The organism is Povalibacter uvarum, assembly GCF_014202975.1.
GTDB classification, from domain to species: domain Bacteria; phylum Pseudomonadota; class Gammaproteobacteria; order Steroidobacterales; family Steroidobacteraceae; genus Steroidobacter; species Steroidobacter uvarum.
In genome coordinates this window covers 1,360,153-1,382,238 of the sequence record NZ_JACHHZ010000001.1, presented here as the reverse complement: position 1 = coordinate 1,382,238, position 22,086 = coordinate 1,360,153, and the positions used below count along the sequence as shown (strand labels likewise).

Below are 22,086 nucleotides of genomic sequence, written 5' to 3'. Positions count from 1 at the left end.
CATCCCCGCGAAAGCGGGAATCCATGCCTTGGACAAGATGGATTCGCGCCGTCGCGGGAATGACAGCGGGCGCGGGAATGACCGGTCACGGATTCGTCAACACCTTCCGCTCGAGCGACTTGAGCGGCTGCCCCGCAACTTTCTGCGCGATCGACTGCAGCGTCTGCAGATCGATGATTCCACCGCGATGCGCCAGTTCACGAGCCACGTCATCGAGGCTGGCCTTGCCTGAGGTCGCCAGGCGAATCTCGTCGTCGACGAGCTTGAGTGCAATCACCGCGCGCGCAGTCGTCGCCCCGGAAGACTGGGAATCGAAAAGGTTGGGCGATCGCTTGCCCCACTGCTGCAAGCGACGCAATGCCTCTTCATAGCGCTGCTTGCCGATGCCGCCTGAGCGCCGCAACGTTTCGATCGAGTAGTACTCGGCGAAGCCTTCGACGATCCAGTCGCTCTCCTCATCAGCACGAATGCCCATCGCGACGTGAACGAGCTCGTGCAGCAGCGTGCTCGTGCGGTTCTCGCTGATCAGCGGCCGGTCGGCATGAATGAAAAGCGATGACGGTCCGGACAATCCGCCGCGCCACATCGGGTCGCCGGCGGATGCGACCAGCACGCGCGGCGGAAAGTTGGGGAACACGTTGAGCAGGTGCGGCAGATTCCAGTTCAGGAACGAAAGCATGTCCTGTCGACGCGCCGCGTCTCCCGCGGGTGCCGCAACGATGGTCTGAACGCCGCCGATCAGCTCGCTGCGCTTTCCGAGCTTGCCTATGAGCATCCAGCCTTCCGGCCGATCGAAACGTCTCGTGGGGTCGTCGATGCGAACCGTGCCCGCCTTCTGATTCGCCTTGTCTTCGGCGTAGGCGCTGACCGCAGTCCATTCACTCGGCAGCACGAACTCCAGCGTCGCACGCGACTCCAGGCCGCGCACCGCAGTCGCGCTGATTCGCGGCACCATCTTGTCGGCGCGGAAAAGCGCCCAATCCTTGGCGAGCAGCGAATCGTAGCGGCCGGAGGAGCGCTCATGATTGACGACGAAATCGTAGTTGAGCCGCGAGAACTTTCCGGTGGGTCGCCACGTCACGGTGCGCTCGGCGATTCCGAGCTTGTCGGTCGAAGTGAAATTGCGATGACGCTTCGGATCGATGTGCAGCTCGACGCGGCTCGGCAGCTTCTCGCCGGACAACCTGAGCTCGATGTGAATCGTTCCTGCTTCGGGCTTTACTTCCGCGCGGTAGTGCGCGTCGTAGGTCGCAGCCGCGGCGGGGAGGGCGGCGAGCGCAAATGCGCCGAGGATCGCGAACCGCTTCAGCATGTTCCTGCCCGGAAGATTCATGGCGTCGCAGTGTACAGGACGCGCCTGAACAGATTGTGCACGGAAGGCGCTTGAAATCCTTCGGGCCAGCCACACGTCTTGGGGCAAGAGGGTGCGGAACCCTTCGTCAACCAACCTGGTATTTTTTCTAATGGAGAGTACGACTATGGCGCTTGCACGCTATGAACCGTGGGATGCACTGAATCAGCTGCATCGTCAGATCAACCGCATCTTCGACACGCAGACGGCGGCGAATGCGGAAGTGGGATCTTCGGCCACTGCTGACTGGATCCCGGCGGCGGATATCGTCGAGTACGGCGACCGCTTCGTGCTCAAGTTCGACGTCCCTGGCGTCAACGCCAGCGCGATCGACATCACGCTCGATCAGGGCGTGCTGACGATCACCGGTGAGCGTCCTGCGGAAGCCGTCGGCAACGATGTCGAGCGCAGCCGCCGCGAGCGTCCCAACGGCCGCTTCCATCGGCGCTTTACGCTGCCGGATACGGTCGATGCCGCTGCGGTGAATGCCAAGGGACGCGACGGCATTCTCGAAGTGACGATTCCGAAGCAGGCGAAGGCCAAGCCGCGTCGCATCGAAGTCGTGACGAACTGATTCGCGCCAGACAGGCGTGATGCGAGACAGGCCCGCCGGACGAGTGATCGTCCGACGGGCTTTTTTCATGGGCAATCCCTCATGACCCCTCCACGACCCTTCGTGGAGTTGGACCCGCAATCCCGGTACGATGCGCCGCAACTTTGCGAGCCCACGATCGACTTTAGGGGAGTGGTCATGAGCGAACCGACTGCCGGCTTCAAGCCGAAGAAATCCGTTGCTTTGTCGGGTGTGACGGCGGGGAACACCGCGCTGTGCACCGTAGGACGCAGCGGCAACGATCTTCACTACCGTGGCTACGACATCCTCGATATCGCCACGACTTCCGAGTTCGAGGAAATCGCCTTCCTTCTGATTCACGGCAAGCTGCCGAACCACGCCGAGCTGGCCGGGTACAAGGCGAAGCTCAAAGCATTGCGTTCGTTGCCGGCCGCGGTGAAAGCCGTGCTCGAGCAGCTACCGCCGGCGAGTCACCCGATGGATGTGATGCGAACGGGCGTATCCGCTCTCGGCTGCCTGCTGCCCGAAAAGGACGATCACAACATCGCCGGAGCGCGCGACATCGCCGACCGGCTGATCGCCAGCCTCGGTTCGATGCTCATCTACTGGTATCACTTCAGCCACGCCGGTCGTCGCATCGAGGTGGAAACCGACGACGATTCGATCGGCGGGCATTTCCTGCATCTGCTCCACCAGGAGCGGCCGTCGATGGACTGGGTGCATGCGATGCACACGTCGCTCATTCTTTACGCGGAGCATGAGTTCAACGCGTCGACGTTCACCGGGCGCGTGATCGCGGGCACAGGTTCGGATATCTACTCCGCGATCACAGGCGCGATCGGTGCGCTTCGCGGGCCGAAGCACGGCGGAGCCAACGAGGTCGCCTTCGACATCCAGCAGCGCTACGAGACGCCTGATGAAGCCGAGAAGGACATCCGCGCGCGCGTCGCGAACAAGGAAGTCGTGATCGGTTTCGGTCATCCCGTCTACACGATTTCCGATCCGCGCAACCAGGTCATCAAGGAAGTCGCCCGCAAGCTCGCGCAGGAAAGCGGCGACATGAAGATGTTCAGCATCGCCGAGCGCCTGGAAGCCGTGATGAAGGACGCGAAGAACATGTTCCCGAATCTCGACTGGTTCTCCGCGGTCTCGTACTACCAGATGGGGGTGCCGACCGCGATGTTCACGCCGCTGTTCGTGATTGCGCGAACCACCGGATGGTCGGCCCATGTGATCGAACAGCGCATCGACGGCAAGATCATCCGCCCGAGTGCAAATTACACGGGGCCGGAGAACCTGAAGTTCGTGCCGCTCGATCAGAGGAAGTGATGCGCTGATGTCCCACGACATCAAATCCGCTCATCGGCCGCCGCCCGACCAGGTGCTGGTCGATATCGCCGAGTACGCGCTGTCCTATCGCGTCGAGAGCGAGCTGGCCTACGAGACCGCGTTCTATTGCCTGATGGATACGCTCGCCTGCGGATTCCAGGCGTTGAAGTATCCGGCCTGCACGAAGTTGCTCGGCCCGGTGGTGCCCGGCGCGACCATGCCTGGCGGTGCGCGCGTGCCGGGGACTTCGTATGAGCTCGATCCCGTGCAGGCAGCGTTCAACATCGGCGCGATGGTCCGCTGGCTGGATTTCAACGATACGTGGCTGGCGGCGGAGTGGGGCCATCCTTCCGACAATCTCGGCGGCATTCTTTCGGTGGCCGACTACCTGTCGCGCCGCAACGTCACGCTCGGGCAGAAGTCGCTGACCGTGCGCGATCTCCTCACCGCGATGATCAAGGCACACGAGATCCAGGGCGTGACCGCGCTCGAGAACAGTTTCAATCGCGTCGGCCTGGATCATGTCCTGCTCGTGCGGGTCGCTTCGACCGCGGTAACGACAGCAATGCTGAGCGGCACGCGCGAGCAGATCATCAATGCGGTTTCCAATGCGTGGGTCGACGGTGGCGCGTTGCGGACCTATCGGCACGCGCCGAACACGGGGTCGCGCAAGAGCTGGGCAGCGGGCGATGCGACCAGCCGTGCCGTCCGCCATGCATTGATGGCGATGGCGGGCGAGATGGGTTATCCGTCCGCGCTGACTGCGAAGACCTGGGGATTTCAGGACGTTCTGTTCGATGGCAAGGCGCTGGCGTACCCGCAGCGGTTCGGCAGCTACGTGATGGAGAACATCCTGTTCAAGATCTCGTATCCGGCCGAGTTTCACGGACAGACCGCGGTCGAAGCGGCCATCGCGCTGCACCCTCTCGTCCAGGACCGGCTCGACCACATCGACCGGGTCGTCATCGAAACGCAGGAATCGGGCGTCCGCATCATCGACAAGACGGGTCCGCTCGCCAATCCGGCCGATCGCGACCATTGCATCCAGTACATGGTCGCAGTCGCGCTCCTCTTCGGCCGGCTCACAGCGGAGGACTACGAAGACTCTGTCGCGGCGGATCTGCGCATCGACGGTCTTCGCGTCAGGACTCAGGTGTTGGAAAACACCACGTTCACTCAGGAGTACTACGCACCGGACAAGCGGTATATCGGTAACGCCGTGCAGGTATTCTTCAACGACGGCTCATCGACGCCCCGCATCGCCATCGACTATCCGATCGGGCATAGCAAGCGGCGCGAGGAAGGAATTCCGGTCCTGCGGAAGAAATTCGAGCAGTCGGTCACCGCGCATTTCTCCCCGAAGCAGGCCGAATCGATCAAAACGCTCTTCGCCGACCGTGCAAGACTCGAATCTCTGCCCGTGCAGGAGTTTGTAGCCGGTCTGGTAAAGAATTAAGCTCTCTCCTCGCGACGGCGCAGAAGTCCACAAAGAAATGGATCGTCGCCGGTTGCGGGAGGTTGGATGCGAGGCTCCTTCAGAGCGTTGTTCGTCGGCGAGCGCGCCGAAAGCCATGCGCTCTTGATCCGAATGCTGGAAGGCTCCGACATCGTCATCGACGACGTCGTGTCTCCGGACCAGGTCATCGGCAGTGTTGCGGCGCGGATGCCCGACCTGATCGTGGTCGCGATCGACGGCGAGTCGAAAGCACTCGCCGACATGTGCCGCGGCCTCAAGGTCAACCCGGCCACGGTCTCCCTCCCGATCCTCGCGCTGTCCCGAACGTCGAAGTCGCGGCTCGCCGCCTTCGACGCCGGTGTCGACGACTTCCTCACCCAGCAGATCCGGCGTGACGAGTTCCTGGTTCGCGTCCATGGCTTGCTGCGCGCCGCAGCTTCCCGCAGGCAGCTGGCCGCGGAACAGCTCGCCGAAGAAGTGAAGCGGCGCGAAGCGATTCGTGCTGCGTTCCGCCGTTACATTTCCCCGAAGGTGGCGGACCGGATTCTGGAGAACCCGGATCTGCGCGATTCCATGCTGACGGGCGCGAACACGCGAAGCGCTGCTGCGGTCATGTTCGCCGACATGCGTGGGTTCACTGCGCTGTCCGAGCGCCTGGCGCCCACGGAAGTCGTCTCGCTCCTGAATGAATTCTTCAGCCTGCTGACGGACGTCGCGTTCGAGTACGACGGTACGATCTTCAGCATGGCGGGCGACAGCCTGCTGATCGGATTCGGCGTGCCGGTCGAACAGGCGGATGGGCCGCAGCGTGCGATCGCCGCCGCGCGCCAGATGCTGCTGCGCTTCGGCGAGCTGGCGGGTCGATGGAAAATATCGCACGACATCGAAACCGGTCTCGGGATCGGCATCAACGTCGGCGAAGTCATTGCCGGCAACGTCGGCTCGGCCTCCTACATGAACTACACGATCATCGGCGACACCGTGAACGTCGCCGCTCGTCTGGCGCAGCGGGCACGGGCAGGGGAGATGCTGTTCTCCGAAGCCGTGCTGCGTTCCCTGGACGGATCCGGCATCGATATCGTTCCGCTCGCCCTGCCGCCGATGATCCTGCGCGGCCGCTCGAGCCCGATCGATATCTTCTGCGTGCCAAGCGATCACCGGATCGATTTCAGGCATTGAGCGGGTGGCGGCCGCTTGCCTCGGCCCCCGGTTCCCCGCTACATTCAAGCCATGCTTTCCGGCACGCACACCTTTCGATTTACCGGCCCCCGGCCTGTTTCAGGCGTCGGGCGTTCCGGTGTGTGCGGATCTGTTCACTAATCCTTCACTGATCCTTCCCTGAACGACTGACCGCCTGATCCTGGTGCGGGGGTTCGCTTCGTCTGCTGCTCGCGCAGCGCGTTCCCGAACTTCAACCGAATCCGAGGTGTGTCATGTCTCTTCTTGATGCTGCTGCTTACCGCCGTGCGCTGGATGTGCGCGATCTCACCGATGCGGCGTGGGGGCCGCATGCGATGCAGATTCTGGTGCAAGGGGCCATCAGTGCGCTCACGGCCTTGTGGCAATCCACCGCGATCGTCTATCGAGCGCCGGCGCTCGTGCCCGTAGCCGCGAACTACGACGAACTTCAGTATCCGACGGACGGTGTGGCGCGCGATGCGCGCTATACGCGGTATCTCACCGACCAGTTGCTGCTGCGGACACAGACGTCAGCCATGATCCCGGGTGCCCTGAAGATGCTCGCCGCCGCTCAGTACGATGATGTCCTCATCGCGTGCCCTGGCCTTACGTATCGGCGCGATGCCATCGACAGGCTTCATGTCGGCGAGCCGCATCAGCTCGACCTGTGGCGAGTCACCCGCGGCAAGATGCGTCGTGAGGATCTCGAAGGAATGATTCTGGCGGTGACGGGGGCCATGTTGCCCGGCGCGCCGGTTCGCCTCGATCCGGCGGTGCATCCATACACTCAGGACGGGCTCGAAGTGCATGCGCAGGTGAACGGCCGCTGGGTCGAGATCCTCGAATGCGGACTGGCGGCGTCAGCGGTGCTCGACGCCGCTGGTCTGCAGGATCATTCCGGGCTTGCGATGGGCATCGGGCTCGACCGCATGCTCATGCTCCGCAAAGGCATCGACGATATCCGCGTGCTGCGTTCCGACGATCCGCGTATCACAAAGCAGATGCTCGATCTCGATCCGTGGCATCCCGTGTCGTCGCAGCCGGCGATCCAGCGTGATCTCTCCATCGCTGTCGCGTCGACGGCGACCGCGGAAGAGCTGGGAGACAAAGTTCGCGGCGTGCTGGGAAGCCGCAGCAATGCGCTCGAGGAGATCAGCGTGATGAGCGAAACGTCGTGGTGGGATCTCTCGTTGGCGGCGCGCCGCAGATTGGGAATGAGCGCGGACCAGAAGAACGTGCTCCTGCGCCTCGTCATCCGCGATCTCAGTCGAACACTGACATCGGTCCAGGCCAACGAGCTGCGCGATGAGATCTACGCCGCGCTTCATGAAGGCAGCGTGAGCACATGGGCCGCGCGCGAATCGTTGTGACGCGAGGTGGCGACGGGCAGGCAAGCGGCGCGATCGCAGGCATACTTCGACCCGTTCGACGATGAGAAGGAACGTTTCGAATGCCCCGGTTCGCGCCACGCCTGTTTTCGCTGATCGTCATTGCCTGCCTGCTGCAGGCGTGCGTCACGACGCCTCCTGAACCGCCACCGCCAGCCAAGCCGCAGGTTCGCTACGAGCCTGTGGAGTGGGGGAAGGTCGATGGCTGGAACGGCGACTCGGTCCAGGATGCGTGGACTGCCTTCGAACGCAGTTGCCGCGCGATCGGCAGCCGTGCGGAATGGCAGACCGTTTGCGCGGCGGCGCAATCGAACCCGTCGCCGCGCAGCTTCTTCGAAACCCATTTCACGCCGTACCGCGTCGTGCAGACGGCCGGCCTGCATCAGGTCGTCGATAGCGGACTGATCACGGGTTACTACGAACCGCTGCTTCGCGGATCGCGCAAGCCAAGTCAGGCTTTCGCAGTGCCGCTGTATGCGCCGCCGGACGATCTGCTGACCGTCGATCTCACGGAGCTGTTTCCCGAGCTGAAGGGCAAGCGCGTGCGGGGACGTGTCGTCGGGAAAAAGGTCGTGCCTTACTTCACCCGCGGAGAGACCAGCAGTGCGCCGTCGTTGAAGGGCAAGGAACTGATCTGGGTCGACAACGCGGTGGATGCATTCTTTCTGGAGGTTCAGGGCTCGGGTCGCGTGCAGCTCGGCGACGGCACGATGATTCGCATCGCCTACGCGGATCAGAACGGTCATCCCTATCGGTCGATCGGCCGCTATCTCGTCGACCAGGGCGAGATGACGCTCGATCAGGCGTCGGCGCAGGAGATTCGTCGCTGGGTCGCCAAGCATCCGGAGCGCAAGGATGAAGTCCTGAACGCCAACCCGAGCGTCGTGTTCTTCCGCGAAGAACGTATCGACGATCCCACGCTCGGTCCGAAGGGCGCATTGGGCGTACCGCTGACCGCGGGGCGCTCGCTTGCGGTCGATCCCCAGTTCATTCCACTCGGCGCGCCCGTGTTCCTCGCGACGACTCAGCCGAATTCGGATCAGCCGCTCAAACGGCTCATGATTGCTCAGGATACGGGCGGTGCGATTCGCGGGATCAATCGAGGGGACTTCTTCTGGGGCTTTGGTCCCGCGGCAACGGAGTCCGCGGGTCGCATGAAGCAGCAGGGAAAGATGTGGCTGCTGTGGCCGAAGGGGAGTGTGCCGCCGCCGGTGAAGTAGAAGGCTCCGGCTCCGTCACTCCCGCGCACGCGGGAGTCCATCTTCGTCCGGATGGATTCCCGCTTTCGCGGGAATGACAACTGCAGTCACTGCGGCGCACGCGGGAGTCCATCTGCCTCAAAACAACCCAAACAGCTTCTTCGTCACATTCCGCCGGCGCGGATCCACCAGATCGTTGACGCGGTGTTCCAGCAGCCGCGTGAGCAGCGTCTCCATTCCTTCGTCGGCCCGGAGCTTGAGCTCCTCGCGATACAGCGGAATTGCGGCGTAGAACTCGATGTGCCGGCGGTCAACGTCCAGCTGATAGAAATCCTTCGGGACCAGCAGCGACGGGGCAATGATCACACCACAGAGCGCGGTGCCTTTTGCGTACGGGATCGGCGGTTCGCCATTGGCAACTGTGTCCCCCCAGCCAAGCGCAGTGCCGCGACGCAGAGGCTCGCGCGCCAATTGAGCGAGCACGCGGATGGGCCAGTATTCGGGATCTGCGGCGCCGAGACTGTCAAGCTTCCAGGTCTCCGGCAGCGTCATCATCAGCTCGATGTGCTGCGGCGCGTTCCTGCGGCCGCCGGTATTCATCGCGCGATCGCTCATGCCGGCCGTGAACAGCATGTGCACCGGCCGATCGATCGCGGCGGGCACCGAGAGGATATCGACGGTCAGGAGCGAGTCCTGCTCGTGGAAGACTTTGCCTACCGGTCCGATGTGGCGTTCGATGTGCGCCCGGATGTCGGTACGCGCTCCTTCGCCCGATGGATCGGCAAAGGTGTTTGAGGAATCGCTGGTCAACTCCGCACTCCGTTCGTCGGAGTGCGGATTCTACGACGACTTACAGAAGCGCCACACCCTTGGTCGTACGCACCACGAGCGTTCCGGCGATCTTGTCGTGCCATGCCTGACGATCCTTGTCGAAGGCGATCCAGATGAAGCCGAGGCCGGCGACCACGAGCGAGAGGAAGCAGCTAAGGGCACGCACGATGGACGTAGGCCAGTCGACCGGGCGGCCATCGGCGCGCACGATCTTCAGGTTGAACAGGATGCCGCCGACAGTCGTGCCCTTCAGCTTCCACATGATCGCGCCGTAGGCGGCGAGCACCGGCAGAAATGCATCATCGCCCCGGAGCATGCTGAATACCACGCCGACCAGGATCATGTCGACCAGCAACGCGCCCATGCGGATCCAGAAGCCGGCGCGAGGCAATGCGGTTTCCGGAATTGCGGGCTCAGCCGCCGCCGCGCTCGCCGATGCGGCCGGCTGTGCTGCGGCAGCTGCGCCTGCGCCTGCGTCGGCGCTCGAGCCCGCTGCTGACATTTCGGGTGTTGCACCTGAAGTGTCGACGCTGACTGCCGAAGGAGCGAGCGGAGCAGGAGCCGCTGCTGCTGCGAGCGCTTCGGACTCCTGGCGCTTCGCCTGGGCGGCGAGCAGCAAGGTGTATGCGATCGTGCCCAACCCCAGGATGCCGATGACTTTGTAGGCGATGAACCCGACCACCGGCACCATGTAGAGACCCAGCACGATGAGTCCGCCGACGACAACCGCGATGGCGACGTCCCCCTGCGGTGAACCACTGCCGAACGCGCGGGTGAGGCGACGGCCGAGCGCTGCAAGGATGACTGTCTTGCCGAAGAGTCCCGCGACGAAGAGTCCCACCCAGAAGAAGGGAATCAGCACCGCGCCGATGACCGTGACGGCCAGCAGCACCGTCAAGATCGGGCTCGCGAGGACGGTGAGGATAGACGCGACCAGTGTCTGACCCGGACGGGTCTCGATGGTGGTCACGCACTTCTCGACGGCGTTCGAGAACATCAGCGCCAGCAGGACGTAGAGCGTCAGGAATCCGAACGCGAGCGTCCAGGCCCAGCCCAGACCCGGTTCGAGTGCGAGCGGACGGGCGTAGAGGAAGCAGTGCTTGATCCACGGACGAAGCCATTCGAAGCGGCCGAAGTCGAAGGGCAGCGTCACCTGCTGGACGCCGCGATCGACCGTTGCAGCGGGATCACGGACGAGCGATCCGCTGACCACGACGAGCTCGCCGCCGATGCGCGCTTCAGGGCCCAGTTCGACGTTGCCGAAGATGGCGGCGACGTCGCCGCGAACTCTGCTGTTCACGTAGACGTCGCCGAAGATGGCCACTGCGCCGTCGCCGACGGGTCCGGTCACTCTCGTGTTGCCGAAGATCGAAACGACTGCTTCGCGGACCGTGCCGGCAACCGTCGATGATCCGCCGATGGAGACGACCGCATCGACAGTTTCGTGCTCCGCGACGTTCGCGTCGTCGAATTTGACGATGACGCTGTGATCGTGCGATCGCCGGTTGAAGGCTTCGTCGAAGTCCTTGTCGAAATCGTCGACTTCGACTTCCACTTTCACGCCGGAGTCATCGGCCTGCGGTTGAGGTGTTTCCACTTCGACCGAGGGGGAGGGTGGAGAAGGCGGAGTTTCCTGCGCCGCCAGTGCGGGCAGGGCCAGCGAACCGACCAGTGCCAGCAATGCGCCGCGCATCAGGTCGCCAAAAGGGAAGCTACGCAGGTTCATGATGGGGGTATTGAGAGTATTCATTCAGCGATTCGCGTGAAGGGTGCGATAGGCGGCAGCGCCGATGCCGAACAGGGCGAGATACATGACTGCCATCAGCGCCAGCCCGCTGTAGATCCAGAAGCTGGGGATGCTGTCGGCAACCGAGTGGAAGATGTGGAAGGTCGTCTTCACCGACGACGCAGCGGGACTCAGATTGGATTCGATACCGGACAGGGCGCTCGACGATTCGCCGAACAGCCAGGTCGAGCCGCGAACGGCCAGTACGCCGGTCACGATGCTGGCCAGCACGAAGAGGATGCGAACGAGCGCCGGCCATTCCATGAAACTGGACTGCCACCAGGGCTTAGCAGCACGGCGTTCGATTTCCGCGAATACGCGCGCCTCCAGCGTCCGCGGCGCGCGGCGAGCGGGAAGCTCGCGCAGCACGGCAGCGGTGAGCTGCTCGAGACGATCGTTGGGGTTGGTGTGTGTCATTGCGATGTCAGGGGTTCCGCGTGAAGCTCGCTAAGCGCGAGTGACTTGGCGAGCGCGCGTCGCGCCCGCAGGATGTCGACCTTCACCTTCGCGAGGGAGATCTGCAGCTTCGCCGCGATCTCCTCGTAAGGCATCTCTTCGAAGTGATAGAGCACCAGGGGCAGCCGATGATGGTCGGGCAGCTTCTGCAATGCGCGTTCGATCACTTCGCGTCTTTGCTCCGCATCGAGCCCCGGCAACAGTTCCTCGGGAGCGGCGAAGTCGATTTCCGGCGCATCGTCGCCGTCGCTTTCGTCGCGCATCTCCGAGAAGAACCGCCAGCGCTTGCGGTAACGGGACAGGTGATTCAGCGTGAGATTCGTGGCTACCGTCTTCAGCCAGCCGCCCGCCGTCGGGCTCTCACGAAGCTGGTCGAAGTTCTCGTACGCCTTGAGAAAGACTTCCTGCGCAATGTCTTCGGCCTGCGCGTCGTTACCGGTCATCCGCGCGGCCGTCGAAAACACCATGTCCTGATATGCACGCATGAAGCCTGCAAAGTCTCCTGAACGCCCTTTGTCCCAAGTTGGTTTAGCCACTGTACTGTCGTCGTTTAAGACGAAAACCCAACCGGAGCGCGGAAAGTTACACGCGTGTGAAAGGGGCCGATTCGTTCAGGGCGAGGCCCTGATAAATCAGTGACTTGCGATGGTCTGTCCTGGCCCTTACACATGCCGGTGCATCCGTCGGCCAGCTCAGGGACGACCGTCCGGCGCCATCACGGTTGGCCGGCTTTGGCAAGTCTTGTTGGCCGCTGAGGGCTTCTGCATAGTTCGCGCCCCTTTATTCTGATTGTGATCCGCCGAAGCGTTCATGCTCCCGTCCATCGAATCGCGCATTGCCGCAGAGCTTGCAGTCAAACCCATCCAGGTCGCCGCCACCGTCGCTCTGATCGACGAGGGTGCCACGGTCCCCTTCATCGCGCGTTACCGCAAGGAGGCGACCGGCGGGCTCGACGACACTCAGCTTCGTACGCTGAGCGAGCGGCTCGTGTATCTGCGCGAGCTCGAAGAGCGTCGCACGGCCATTCTGAAGAGTATCGAGGAACAGAACAAACTGACGCCGGCGTTGCGGGCCAGCATCGAAGCGGCCGACAGCAAGCAGCGTCTGGAAGATCTGTACCTGCCGTACAAACCAAAGCGGCGCACCAAGGCGCAGATCGCTCGCGAGGCGGGTCTCGAACCGCTGGCGGACGCGTTGCTGGGCAATCCGACCCTGACGCCCGCCGTCGAAGCAGCGAAATACCTGCGCGAACCCTTCAAGACCGAGAATGGCGACAATCCGGGCGTGCCCGACGCGAAGGCCGCGCTGGATGGCGCCCGGCAGATCCTCACCGAGAAGTTCGCCGAGGACGCCGAACTGATCGGATCGCTGCGCACCTGGCTCCACGACAACGCCGTGATGGTTTCGGCGGTCGCTGAAGGCAAGGAAGAGGCGGGCGCGAAGTTCCGCGACTACTTCGATTACAAAGAGCCGATCAAGGCGATCCCGTCGCACCGCGCGCTGGCGCTCTTCCGCGGCCGCACGGAGGAAATGCTCAAGCTTGCGCTCAAGCTTCCCGAGGAACTCGTTCCGGCGGAGAAGGCCGCCTTGCCGCCGCTCAACGCCTGCGAGCTGAAGATAGCCGCGCGCTATTCAGTAGCCGACCAGGGTCGCCCCGGGGATGCCTGGCTGAAGGAAACGGTGCGCTGGACCTGGCAGGTGAAGGTTGCCTGGCAGCTCGAAGCCGAGCTGTTCACGGCGCTGCGTGAGCTGGCGGAAGAAGAGGCCATCCGCGTCTTCGGCAGCAACCTGAAGGATCTGTTGCTCGCTGCACCGGCCGGTGCACGAGTGACGATGGGCCTCGATCCCGGCATTCGCACCGGCGTCAAAGTGGCGCTCGTCGATCGCACGGGCAAAGTGCTGGACACCTCGACGGTCTATCCATTCCCGCCGCGCAACGATCTCGAAGGCACGCTGCATGCGCTTGCGGTGCTCGTGAAGAAGCACAAGGTCGAACTGATCGGCATCGGCAACGGGACGGCATCGCGCGAGACGGATCGGCTCACCGCTGAGCTCATCAAACGGCTCGGCGACGCGAAACTGACGAAGGTCGTCGTTTCCGAGGCCGGCGCATCCGTCTACTCAGCGTCCGAACTGGCATCGAAGGAACTGCCGGATCTCGATGTCAGCCTGCGTGGCGCCGTTTCGATTGCGCGTCGATTGCAGGACCCGCTGGCAGAGCTCGTGAAGATCGACCCTAAGTCGATCGGTGTCGGCCAGTACCAGCACGACGTGAATCAGTCGCGGCTCGCGCGTTCGCTCGATGGCATCGTCGAAGACTGCGTGAACGCCGTGGGCGTGGACGTAAACACAGCGTCGCCCGCATTGCTTGCCCGCGTGTCGGGCCTGACGACGACGCTGGCCGAGAACATCGTCAAGCACCGGAACGAGAACGGCGCCTTCGCCGACCGGTCGGCGCTGAAGAAGGTCACCCGTCTCGGACCGAAGGCTTTCGAACAGGCCGCCGGCTTCCTTCGGGTCGTCGAGGGAAGCAACCCTCTCGACAGCTCGGCGGTGCATCCGGAAGCGTATCCGGTCGTCGAGCGCATCCTCGCGGAGCTGAAGCGTCCGATCAAAGACGTGATGTCGGACTCATCGGCGCTGAAGCGTCTCGATCCGGGCCGGTTCACGGACGACACATTCGGCCTGCCGACCGTGAAAGACATCCTGCGCGAACTGGAGAAGCCCGGTCGCGATCCGCGCCCCGAGTTCAAGACAGCGGCATTCAAGGAAGGCGTCGAGGAGCTGAAGGACCTGCAGCCGGGAATGCTGCTCGAAGGCGTCGTGACCAACGTGACGAACTTCGGTGCGTTCGTCGACATCGGCGTCCACCAGGACGGCCTGGTGCACATCTCGATGATGTCGCACAAGTTCATCAAGGACCCGCGCGAGGTCGTCAAAGCGGGCGACGTGGTCAAAGTGAAAGTGCTGGAGGTCGACGTCGCGCGCAAGCGCATCGCCCTCACGATGAAGCTCGACGAGGCTGCTCCCCGCGGCAGTCGCCCTGCTGAGAATCAGAGTTCCGGACCACGGCGCGACTCGCGCCCACAGCGTGCACCGCAGCGCGAACCGGAACCGGTCGGCGGCGGCCTCATGGCTGAGGCGTTCGCGAAGGCGCTGAAGAAGTAGAGAAGACGCCGGAGTTTCACACGGAGTTCACGGAGATCACGGAGACAGGAAATTTCTGTGTCGGACTCCGTGCTCTCCGTGAACTCCGTGTGAAATCCGGTTCCTACTTCCGCCGGCGCCGGGCAGCACCCGGCTCGTCGATGTCGTAATCGTCGATGTCCGAAAGTTGCGCCGCGGTTTCCATTTCCTCGCGACGACGTTCCAGCCGGCGTAGTGCCGGTTCGCCGGTGCGCGGCGCGGGCTTCTTGCGCTTGTCGAAATCATCGAGCAGATGATCCAGGACGGGATCATCCGCATCTGCGACGGCGTCATCTTCATCGCCGTCGAAATCCTCTTCCGGCTTCTCGATCATTCCCGGTACCGATGCAGGTCGATGGGAGTGCGGTGAAACGAAAGTGAGCTGCTGGTTGCTTGCGGAAATATATAAAGGGATTGCCGCGCACCGCGCAAGAGTGATTTCAAAGCAACAAGACGCGGTTCACGACTGATGTGACGCGCGCAATCGCGACGCGCGAATTCGACGCGCCGGGGTGTCGCTACGCAATAAGCTGATTGAGCTGAAAAATCGGCAACAACATTGCCAGCACGATCAGCAGCACGAACCCGCCCATGACCAGGATCATCAGGGGGCCGAGGAGTCCCACGAATGTCCCGAGGATCGCATCCATTTCGCGTTCCTGATTCGTCGCAGCGCGATCCAGCATGGTCTCGAGCTCACCGCTGGTTTCGCCGCTCGAGATCAGGTGGATCATCATCGGTGGAAACATTTTCGTCGCGGCAAGCGATCGACCGATGGCGGCGCCTTCCCGCACGCGCGAAGCGGCTTCGTGCACCGCGTGGCGCATCGGCAGATTTGTTACGACTTCGCCCGAGATGCGCAGCGCCTCGAGCACCGGCACGGCGCTGGACGTCAGCGTTGCAAGCGTACGCGCGAATCGCGCCGTATTGGTGCCTCGTACGACTTTCCCTACGAGCGGCATGCGCAGGAGAAAGGCATGCCAGCGCTTGCGCGCTTCCGGATTGCGCAGCCAGCGTCGGAAAAGCCAGATGCCCAATCCCAGTGCGACGAGCACGAGCAGGCCCCAGTCGCGGGCGAAGTTCGAGATCGCGATCAGGATCTCGGTCAGCAGCGGCAGTGCGGTCTTCGAGTTCTCGAACTGCTTCACGATGCGCGGCACCACGAACGTCAGCAGCAGCGAGACGATGCCGCTGCACACGACGAACAGCAGAACCGGGTAGAGCATTGCGTTGAGTGTGCGGCTGCGAAGCTGCTCCCGGCTTTCCGTGTAGTCCGAGAGGCGCTCGAGGACCGTATCGAGATGTCCGGATTGTTCGCCCGCGGCGACGGTCGCCCGGTAGATCTCGGGGAAGACGCGCGGAAAGTCCGATAGGCCGTCGGCCAACGTGTGACCTTCCAGCACTTTTGCCCGGACGCCGAGCACGACGCTCTTGATGCGCGGCTTCTCGGTCTGTTCGGCGACGGCCTGCAACGCTTCATCCAGCGGCAGGCCTGAATGCACCAGCGTGGCCAGCTGCCGCGTCAGAAGAGACAGATCGGCGGCCGAGACGCCGCGGCGCACCGTTACGAGGGATGTGCTTCGCTGCTGCTTCTTTTCCTGTTGGGCAACCTCGTTGAGGCTGACGGGGAACAGATTCTGGTCGCGCAGCAACTGGCGGACCTGGCGGGCGGTATCACCCTCGAGGACGCCCTTGCGTTCGCGACCAGTAGCGTCGACGGCGGTGTATTCGAAGGCGCCCAGTCTCAGTCCTCCCTCGTAACCCGCAGCACTTCCTCGATCGTCGTCACGCCGGACGTGATCTTGGCGCGACCGTCGTCGCGAATGCTCGGGGTCAGGGTGCGGGCATGACGTTCCATTTCCTGCTCGCTGGCGCCGTCATGGATCATCGTGCGCATCGCATCGTCGATCACCACGAGCTCGTAAATGCCGGTGCGGCCCTTGAAGCCGTTGGCGGTTTCGACCCCGGGTCGATAGAGCTTTGGCGAAGGCGCATTCGGCGGAATGTTCAGCAGGCGCCGTTCGTACTCGCCGGCCTCATAGGCTTCCTTCGTCTCCGGGTTGAGAACGCGGACGAGTCGCTGAGCGAGCACGCCGACGAGACTGGAGGAAAGCAGGAAGGGTTCGACACCCATGTCACGCAGACGGGTAACTGCGCCGACGGCTGTGTTGGTGTGCAGCGTCGAGAGCACCAGGTGGCCGGTCAGCGATGCCTGGACGGCGATGTGAGCGGTTTCGAGGTCGCGGATTTCGCCGACCATCACCACGTCCGGATCCTGGCGCAGGATGGCGCGCAGGCCGCGGGCGAATGTCATTTCGACCTTGGTGTTGACCTGCGTCTGGCCGATGCCGTCGATGTAGTACTCGATCGGATCCTCGACCGTCATGATGTTGCGCGTGTTGTCGTTGATCCGTTCCAGCGACGAGTACAGCGTCGTCGTCTTGCCGGAGCCGGTCGGACCCGTGACGAGCAGAATTCCGTGCGGCTTGTGGATCAGCTCGTCCATCAGCTTCTGGGTGCGCGGATCCATGCCGAGCGAATTGAGCTCCAGGCGGCCCGCCTGCTTGTCGAGCAGACGCAGCACGACGCGTTCGCCGTGGCCGGCTGGGATCGTGGAGACGCGAACGTCGACTGCGCGCCCGGCGATACGCAGGGAAATGCGGCCGTCCTGCGGCAGGCGCTTCTCGGCGATGTCGAGCTTCGACATGACCTTGATACGCGACACGACCAGCGGCGCCACGGCACGACGCGACTGCAACGCTTCGCGCAACACGCCGTCGACGCGAAAACGTACGACGAGCCGGTTCTCGAACGGTTCGATGTGAATGTCGGACGCGTTGTCCTTCACGGCCTGCGTGAGGATCGCGTTGATCAGCTTGATGATCGGCGCGTGATCGTCGCTTTCGAGCAGGTCCGAAGGTTCGGGCAGATCCTGCGCAAGATGCGCGAGGTCGGTGCTGTCTTCAAAACCTTCGACCATCTGCATCGCGGTGTTCGTGCCGCCTTCGTAGTGGCGGCGCAGGAGCTCGTCGAACTGGTCGGTGTCGACCCGGCGCAATTGCAGCGGGATGCCGAGCACGCGGCGAACTTCAGCGATGCTCGAAGGCTGGGCGCCCGAGCGATAGACCGCTTCCGCGATGCCATCCTCGATGCGCTGGATGAGTACGCCGTGACGTTTGCAGAAGGCAAAAGACAATTGCGACGTGGCAGGGGCGGGAGCGGCGGGCGGCGGATCCGGCACCAGCGACAAAGCATCAGTGTCTGCTGCGCTCATGGATTTCTCCTAAGGCAGGGTCGCAGCGAGCCGCTTTACTGCGGCTGCTGCGGCGGGACTTCGCCCGTGGCAGGGGGCGGCGCCAGAGGCGGGCCCTGCGTGGTCTCGGGCGGTGGCGTCAGCGGAGCGGTTTGCACCGGTGGCGTGGATGTTTCGGTGTTCGGCGCGGGCGGTGCCGCTCCGGCGGTCGGATCGGCATAGCGCGACAGGTCTTCGATCGGCGGCAGGAGCGGCTGACGCTCGCCGGGCAGGAGGTTGACCTTGCCGTTGCGACGCTGCAGCTGCTGGTTGCGCATCAGGTTGTACTTTGCGTTCGTCTCGATCGCCGCCTGGACGCCATCGCGCAGGATCGTCGGGCGGATGAACACCATCAGGTTGCGCTTTTCCTTGCTGCCGCTGCGGGTCTTGAACAACTCGCCGATGATTGGGATCGAGCCGAGGATCGGCACCTTGTTCTCGCCCTCGATCGCAGCATCGCGGATGAGGCCGCCGAGCACGATGATGCCGCCGTCTTCCGCCATGACTTTGGTGCTGATCGTGCGCTTGTTCGTGATCAGGTCGACCGCGCCCGAGGCCGCGGTGGCGGAGGGCGCGAGATCCGAGGATTCCTGTTCGATCTTGAGCGTGATCGAATCGCTCTCGTTGATCTGCGGCGTGATCTTCAGGATCGTGCCGACTTCTTCGCGCTGGATGGTCTGGAACGGATTCACCGAACCGTTGTTGTTGTTGCTGCCCGTGCTGGTGAACTGGCCGGTCACGAACGGCACTTCCTGGGCGACCTTGATCTCGGCTTCTTCGTTGTCGAGCGTCGTCACCGAAGGCGTCTGCAGGATGTTCGAGTTGCCATCGGAGCGCAGCGCGCGCAGCAGGATGGCGAAGTTCGTCCCGTCGTCCAGGAATCGTCCGGCACCGAGCGTGAGGCCTGTCGGCAGGCCGGCGGTCGCCAGCAGGGCGGGGTTGTCGATCGCCGCTGCGATGCTGCCGATGCTCGCGTTGCCCACGGGCTGATTGAATGTGCCGATCGGCACCGTGCTGTCGGAGTCCGTGTTGCCGACGGCCCAGTTCACGCCCAGTTCCGAGGCCTTGGTGATGTTCATTTCCACCAGGATCGCTTCGATCAGCACCTGCGGGCGGCGAATATCGAGCTTGTCGACGACGGACATGATCGATCGCATCACCTTCGGCGGTGCGGTAACGATCAGTGCGTTGTTCTGGGTATCGGACCAGATCGTGACGCCACGATCGGCGCCAGAGCTGCCGCCGCCAGCGCCGCCCGGTGCCGGCGGTGCGCCTGGAGTTGCCTGGACGATGCCTGTGATCTGTTCTTTCAGCTTGCCTGCGAGTGTTTCCGCATCGGCGTAGCGCAGGTAGCGAACCTGAGTATCGCCACCGGCTTCGAGCGGCGTATCGAGATGGGCGATGAGTGCGCGCATCTGCAATCGCTTGTTCTTTTCACCCGACAGCAGCACGCTGTTGGTTCGATCATCAGCGACGACTTTCACGGCCGAAGTGGCCGCTTCCTGCTGTGCAGCCGGACCGGTGTACAGCGTGTTCACCACGCGGACGATTTCGGCGGCGCTCGCATTCTCGAGGCGGATGATCTCGACTTCCTCGTCACCGGCCTGGTCGATGCGCTCGATGATGCGCATCATGCGGTTCACGTTCGACGCGCGGTCCGACACGATCAGGGTGTTGGAGCTCTGGTGAGCCACGAAGTGAGCGCCCTGCGGCAGCAGCGGACGCAGCGCAGGCACCAGGTTCGCCGCGTTCACATTCTTGACGGCGATCACCTGGGTGACGATCTCGTCCGAAGACGAGCTCACTCGATTCGGCAGGTCGTTGCCCGGCATGTAGCGCGAGTTCTGGGCCGGCACGATCTTGATGATGTTGCCCGACGGCACGGCGACGAAGTCATGGACTTGCAGCACCGACAGGAACGCGTTGTAGAACGCATCCGCCGTCATCGGCGTGGACGAAAGGATTGTCACTTGCGCGCGCACGCGCGGATCGATGATGAACGTCTTGCCGGTGATGGACTGAACGGCCTGGATGACCAGCGCGAGGTCGGCATCCTTGAAGTTCGGCGTGATGGTCTGCTGTTGCTGCTGCTGCGTATGTCCGGCCGACCAGGTCAGCATCAGGACGAATGCGCCGAGCAACGGCCCGGCCTTGCGGCGACCACTGCCCGACCGGCTGCGCTTTGTTGTCATAGGAATCGTCATGCACAGTCCTTGCTGGTCATGCTGCGCTCATTGTGTATCGGGGCCGGCGGGCGGCACCTGCTGGTTCACGGCTCCGCGACCCATTCCGCCCTGTGGCTCGCCACCGGGTCCGGGAGGAGGATTCGCTTCGGGCAGCGACACCTGCGCGGTGTTCAACGTCAGATCCTGAGATTGCCCATTACGTTCAACTGTCACCGTGACGCGGTCCGAGGTCCCCATGGTATTGAAGATCTCCATGCCACGCGCCGGGTCGTCGAGCGCCGTGCCGTTGATGGCAAGCACCAGGTCGCCTGGCTGCAGGCCGAGCCGGGCGAACTGCTGTCGATTGCGTCCCGGATAGACGCGGTACCCACGCTGGACGCCGTTCGCGAAGACCGGTTGCGGACGCACGATTTCGGCGAACGCGCCCGGATTGGATTCCGCGATCCGGCGGAGGTTCTCCTGGAATTGAGATTGCTGGCGGGGCGCCGGCGCCCTCGACATCTGCACGCCTGCCAGGTTCTGGGTCGGAAGGGCCAGGGCTTCGAGGTTGCCACTGCGATCCAGGATCACGCGGTCCGCGTAAACAGCGTGAAGTGTCACGCCGGGTCGCACGGCCTGACCCACGGTATAGACATTCGCGGAGGCCGCCGACTCGCCGATGATCGCAAGCCCCTTCGACGGATCGTTCGTGGCGAAGACCGCCGACAGCACCAGGTTGGCCTGCGTCGGCGGCGCGTTCGCGGGGTCGACGGCGTTCTGGACTTCGACCGTACCGAACAGATGGGCGTCGGCAATTGCCTGAACGTCAGGACCGCGAGACTGCGACTGCGTCTGATTCATCGGCGGTGCAACGATGGGTGCGACGGCGGATTCGTCACGATCGAGCAGCAGCCACGTGAGCTGGACGAGCTGCCAGGCAATCGCAATGACGAGAACGACCGTCAGCGCCTGCGGCAACGTCCGCGACGCGCGGTCGAGCCACTGCTGTGGCGTCAGGTTCTCGAAGGCGCGCAGGCTGGCTGGAAGCGGCATCAGGTTTGAATCGTCGTTCTGCTCTTAAGACCCCACTCTGAGCGTGACCGGTCGTACTCGCGGTCGCACGTTACAGAGCGCGCCATCATACGTAGTCGCACTAGGGGGTCACAAGAGATTGTTCTCATTGATGAAAACTCCCTCGCGCTGTTTCCGTTCTGCGTCAGTCGCATGAAGAAGTTCCTCGCGGCCGGCGAGTTCCCCGCGAATTGCGTGAGCAGAGCCGTCGACTCGTCCCGCCGACGGGATGGTGCGTCGCGGGCGCCCGACATCGAATCCAATTCACGGGTATACGCTCCGGACACTTGTCTCGGGTGAAACAGCCTTCATTAACGTGAACTGGGTCTGCGTTTTCCGCGCCGATCGACGTAGAAAAGGCGGGCAGTTTCGCCTTCAGTATCGGGAACTTAGTTGCGTGGGATGCCGCCTTGTATTGTCGGACGTTCCACCCTATAAAGAGTCGTGCCCGCGGTTTTGCGCGCACGTTTTCGAATCGATCCGGATACATCTGTCGAAGCTGAATGAGTGAAGAGCGAACACAGCATGAACGTGGGCTGGTCACCGAAGAGGCCGAACCTCGCCTCAAGCGACCGCCACTGTTTCGCGTCATTCTGCTGAACGATGATTACACGCCGATGGAGTTCGTCGTGGAGGTGCTGGAGGGCATTTTCGGGATGGATCGAACGACCGCCACGCGCGTCATGCTGGAGGTACACACGCGAGGCAAGGGCGTCTGCGGCGTCTTCACTTTCGAGATCGCCGAGACGAAAGTTGCACAGGTCACTACGTATTCACAGCAGCACCAACATCCGTTGTTGTGCACGATGGAAGAGAACTGAGA

The 22,086-nt window shown here is 63.2% G+C and carries 18 protein-coding genes; 8 read left to right on the top strand and 10 right to left on the bottom strand.

The genetic code is table 11. The features are described from left to right. Positions 1-85: 85 nt before the first annotated feature. A complete protein-coding gene (locus tag HNQ60_RS05970) occupies positions 86-1,312 on the bottom strand; it encodes a hypothetical protein (RefSeq protein ID WP_184330058.1) in 1,227 nt (408 codons plus the stop codon). 166 nt (positions 1,313-1,478) lie between these two features. Here HNQ60_RS05970 and HNQ60_RS05965 point away from each other — a divergent pair, with 166 nt between their 5' ends. The 6 genes from HNQ60_RS05965 (at position 1,479) to mltA (ending at position 8,497) form a co-directional block, all read left to right on the top strand. Beyond that, entirely contained in the window at positions 1,479-1,925 is a 447-nt protein-coding gene (locus tag HNQ60_RS05965) for an Hsp20/alpha crystallin family protein (RefSeq protein WP_184330057.1), read from the top strand. 177 nt (positions 1,926-2,102) lie between these two features. Next, complete coding sequence (prpC, locus tag HNQ60_RS05960) at positions 2,103-3,254, top strand: bifunctional 2-methylcitrate synthase/citrate synthase (RefSeq protein WP_184330056.1); 1,152 nt, start codon at positions 2,103-2,105, stop codon at positions 3,252-3,254. A 7-nt stretch (positions 3,255-3,261) separates the two neighbouring features. Then, positions 3,262-4,710, top strand: a complete 1,449-nt coding sequence (locus tag HNQ60_RS05955; protein WP_184330055.1) for a bifunctional 2-methylcitrate dehydratase/aconitate hydratase — start codon at positions 3,262-3,264, stop codon at positions 4,708-4,710. 66 nt (positions 4,711-4,776) lie between these two features. Further along, positions 4,777-5,889, top strand: a complete 1,113-nt coding sequence (locus HNQ60_RS05950) for an adenylate/guanylate cyclase domain-containing protein (RefSeq protein WP_184330054.1) — start codon at positions 4,777-4,779, stop codon at positions 5,887-5,889. Between the two features lie 254 nt (positions 5,890-6,143). Then, positions 6,144-7,259, top strand: coding sequence for a PheS-related mystery ligase SrmL (gene srmL / locus HNQ60_RS05945; RefSeq protein ID WP_184330053.1), 1,116 nt, complete (start codon positions 6,144-6,146; stop codon positions 7,257-7,259). A gap of 80 nt (positions 7,260-7,339) precedes the next feature. Continuing rightward, on the top strand, positions 7,340-8,497 hold the full coding sequence (gene mltA / locus HNQ60_RS05940) for a murein transglycosylase A (protein ID WP_184330052.1): 1,158 nt from the start codon (positions 7,340-7,342) through the stop codon (positions 8,495-8,497). A gap of 117 nt (positions 8,498-8,614) precedes the next feature. Here the strand turns inward: mltA and HNQ60_RS05935 are convergent, their stop codons facing one another. From HNQ60_RS05935 to HNQ60_RS05920, 4 genes are read right to left on the bottom strand one after another with little or no spacing between them, the layout of a single operon-like run. Then, positions 8,615-9,286: a suppressor of fused domain protein gene (locus HNQ60_RS05935; protein WP_281382656.1), complete on the bottom strand. Its 672-nt coding sequence runs from the start codon at positions 9,284-9,286 to the stop codon at positions 8,615-8,617. Between the two features lie 40 nt (positions 9,287-9,326). Next, positions 9,327-11,057, bottom strand: coding sequence for an RDD family protein (locus tag HNQ60_RS05930; protein WP_184330050.1), 1,731 nt, complete (start codon positions 11,055-11,057; stop codon positions 9,327-9,329). Then, positions 11,058-11,510, bottom strand: coding sequence for a hypothetical protein (locus HNQ60_RS05925; RefSeq protein ID WP_184330049.1), 453 nt, complete (start codon positions 11,508-11,510; stop codon positions 11,058-11,060). Beyond that, positions 11,507-12,034, bottom strand: coding sequence for an RNA polymerase sigma factor (locus HNQ60_RS05920; RefSeq protein WP_184330048.1), 528 nt, complete (start codon positions 12,032-12,034; stop codon positions 11,507-11,509). The genes HNQ60_RS05925 and HNQ60_RS05920 overlap by 4 nt, the downstream gene beginning before the upstream one ends. Positions 12,035-12,359: 325 nt before the next feature. Here HNQ60_RS05920 and HNQ60_RS05915 point away from each other — a divergent pair, with 325 nt between their 5' ends. Next, on the top strand, positions 12,360-14,717 hold the full coding sequence (locus HNQ60_RS05915) for a Tex family protein (protein ID WP_184330047.1): 2,358 nt from the start codon (positions 12,360-12,362) through the stop codon (positions 14,715-14,717). 103 nt (positions 14,718-14,820) lie between these two features. Here the strand turns inward: HNQ60_RS05915 and HNQ60_RS05910 are convergent, their stop codons facing one another. The 5 genes from HNQ60_RS05910 to gspC all read right to left on the bottom strand — a co-directional run bounded on the left by HNQ60_RS05910 (position 14,821) and on the right by gspC (position 21,245). Continuing rightward, positions 14,821-15,069 carry a hypothetical protein gene (locus HNQ60_RS05910; protein ID WP_184330046.1) on the bottom strand — a complete coding sequence of 83 codons (249 nt, stop codon included), beginning with the start codon at positions 15,067-15,069 and terminating at the stop codon, positions 14,821-14,823. Positions 15,070-15,253: 184 nt separating this feature from the next. After that, positions 15,254-16,477, bottom strand: a complete 1,224-nt coding sequence (gene gspF / locus HNQ60_RS05905; protein WP_184330210.1) for a type II secretion system inner membrane protein GspF — start codon at positions 16,475-16,477, stop codon at positions 15,254-15,256. A gap of 2 nt (positions 16,478-16,479) precedes the next feature. Further along, positions 16,480-18,009, bottom strand: a complete 1,530-nt coding sequence (gspE, locus tag HNQ60_RS05900) for a type II secretion system ATPase GspE (protein WP_184330045.1) — start codon at positions 18,007-18,009, stop codon at positions 16,480-16,482. Between the two features lie 35 nt (positions 18,010-18,044). Next, positions 18,045-20,231, bottom strand: coding sequence for a type II secretion system secretin GspD (gene gspD, locus HNQ60_RS05895; protein WP_184330044.1), 2,187 nt, complete (start codon positions 20,229-20,231; stop codon positions 18,045-18,047). A 27-nt stretch (positions 20,232-20,258) separates the two neighbouring features. Beyond that, positions 20,259-21,245 (bottom strand): type II secretion system protein GspC, encoded by a 987-nt coding sequence (gspC, locus tag HNQ60_RS05890; protein WP_184330043.1) that lies wholly within the window; start codon positions 21,243-21,245, stop codon positions 20,259-20,261. A 521-nt stretch (positions 21,246-21,766) separates the two neighbouring features. On the opposite strand from gspC, the gene clpS reads away from it, so the two are divergent. Next, positions 21,767-22,084: an ATP-dependent Clp protease adapter ClpS gene (clpS, locus tag HNQ60_RS05885; protein ID WP_184330042.1), complete on the top strand. Its 318-nt coding sequence runs from the start codon at positions 21,767-21,769 to the stop codon at positions 22,082-22,084. Positions 22,085-22,086 lie beyond the last annotated feature (2 nt).

What these genes read in the sequence shown, in the direction of transcription:
- HNQ60_RS05970 (WP_184330058.1), bottom strand. Translation starts at nt 1,312, where the DNA reads ATGCTGAAGCGGTTCGCGATCCTCGGCGCATTTGCGCTCGCCGCCCTC.
- HNQ60_RS05965 (WP_184330057.1), top strand. Translation starts at nt 1,479, where the DNA reads ATGGCGCTTGCACGCTATGAACCGTGGGATGCACTGAATCAGCTGCAT.
- prpC (WP_184330056.1), top strand. Translation starts at nt 2,103, where the DNA reads ATGAGCGAACCGACTGCCGGCTTCAAGCCGAAGAAATCCGTTGCTTTG.
- HNQ60_RS05955 (WP_184330055.1), top strand. Translation starts at nt 3,262, where the DNA reads ATGTCCCACGACATCAAATCCGCTCATCGGCCGCCGCCCGACCAGGTG.
- HNQ60_RS05950 (WP_184330054.1), top strand. Translation starts at nt 4,777, where the DNA reads ATGCGAGGCTCCTTCAGAGCGTTGTTCGTCGGCGAGCGCGCCGAAAGC.
- srmL (WP_184330053.1), top strand. Translation starts at nt 6,144, where the DNA reads ATGTCTCTTCTTGATGCTGCTGCTTACCGCCGTGCGCTGGATGTGCGC.
- mltA (WP_184330052.1), top strand. Translation starts at nt 7,340, where the DNA reads ATGCCCCGGTTCGCGCCACGCCTGTTTTCGCTGATCGTCATTGCCTGC.
- HNQ60_RS05930 (WP_184330050.1), bottom strand. Translation starts at nt 11,057, where the DNA reads ATGAATACTCTCAATACCCCCATCATGAACCTGCGTAGCTTCCCTTTT.
- HNQ60_RS05925 (WP_184330049.1), bottom strand. Translation starts at nt 11,510, where the DNA reads ATGACACACACCAACCCCAACGATCGTCTCGAGCAGCTCACCGCTGCC.
- HNQ60_RS05920 (WP_184330048.1), bottom strand. Translation starts at nt 12,034, where the DNA reads ATGCGTGCATATCAGGACATGGTGTTTTCGACGGCCGCGCGGATGACC.
- HNQ60_RS05915 (WP_184330047.1), top strand. Translation starts at nt 12,360, where the DNA reads ATGCTCCCGTCCATCGAATCGCGCATTGCCGCAGAGCTTGCAGTCAAA.
- HNQ60_RS05910 (WP_184330046.1), bottom strand. Translation starts at nt 15,069, where the DNA reads ATGATCGAGAAGCCGGAAGAGGATTTCGACGGCGATGAAGATGACGCC.
- gspE (WP_184330045.1), bottom strand. Translation starts at nt 18,009, where the DNA reads ATGAGCGCAGCAGACACTGATGCTTTGTCGCTGGTGCCGGATCCGCCG.
- gspD (WP_184330044.1), bottom strand. Translation starts at nt 20,231, where the DNA reads ATGACGATTCCTATGACAACAAAGCGCAGCCGGTCGGGCAGTGGTCGC.
- gspC (WP_184330043.1), bottom strand. Translation starts at nt 21,245, where the DNA reads ATGCCGCTTCCAGCCAGCCTGCGCGCCTTCGAGAACCTGACGCCACAG.
- clpS (WP_184330042.1), top strand. Translation starts at nt 21,767, where the DNA reads ATGAGTGAAGAGCGAACACAGCATGAACGTGGGCTGGTCACCGAAGAG.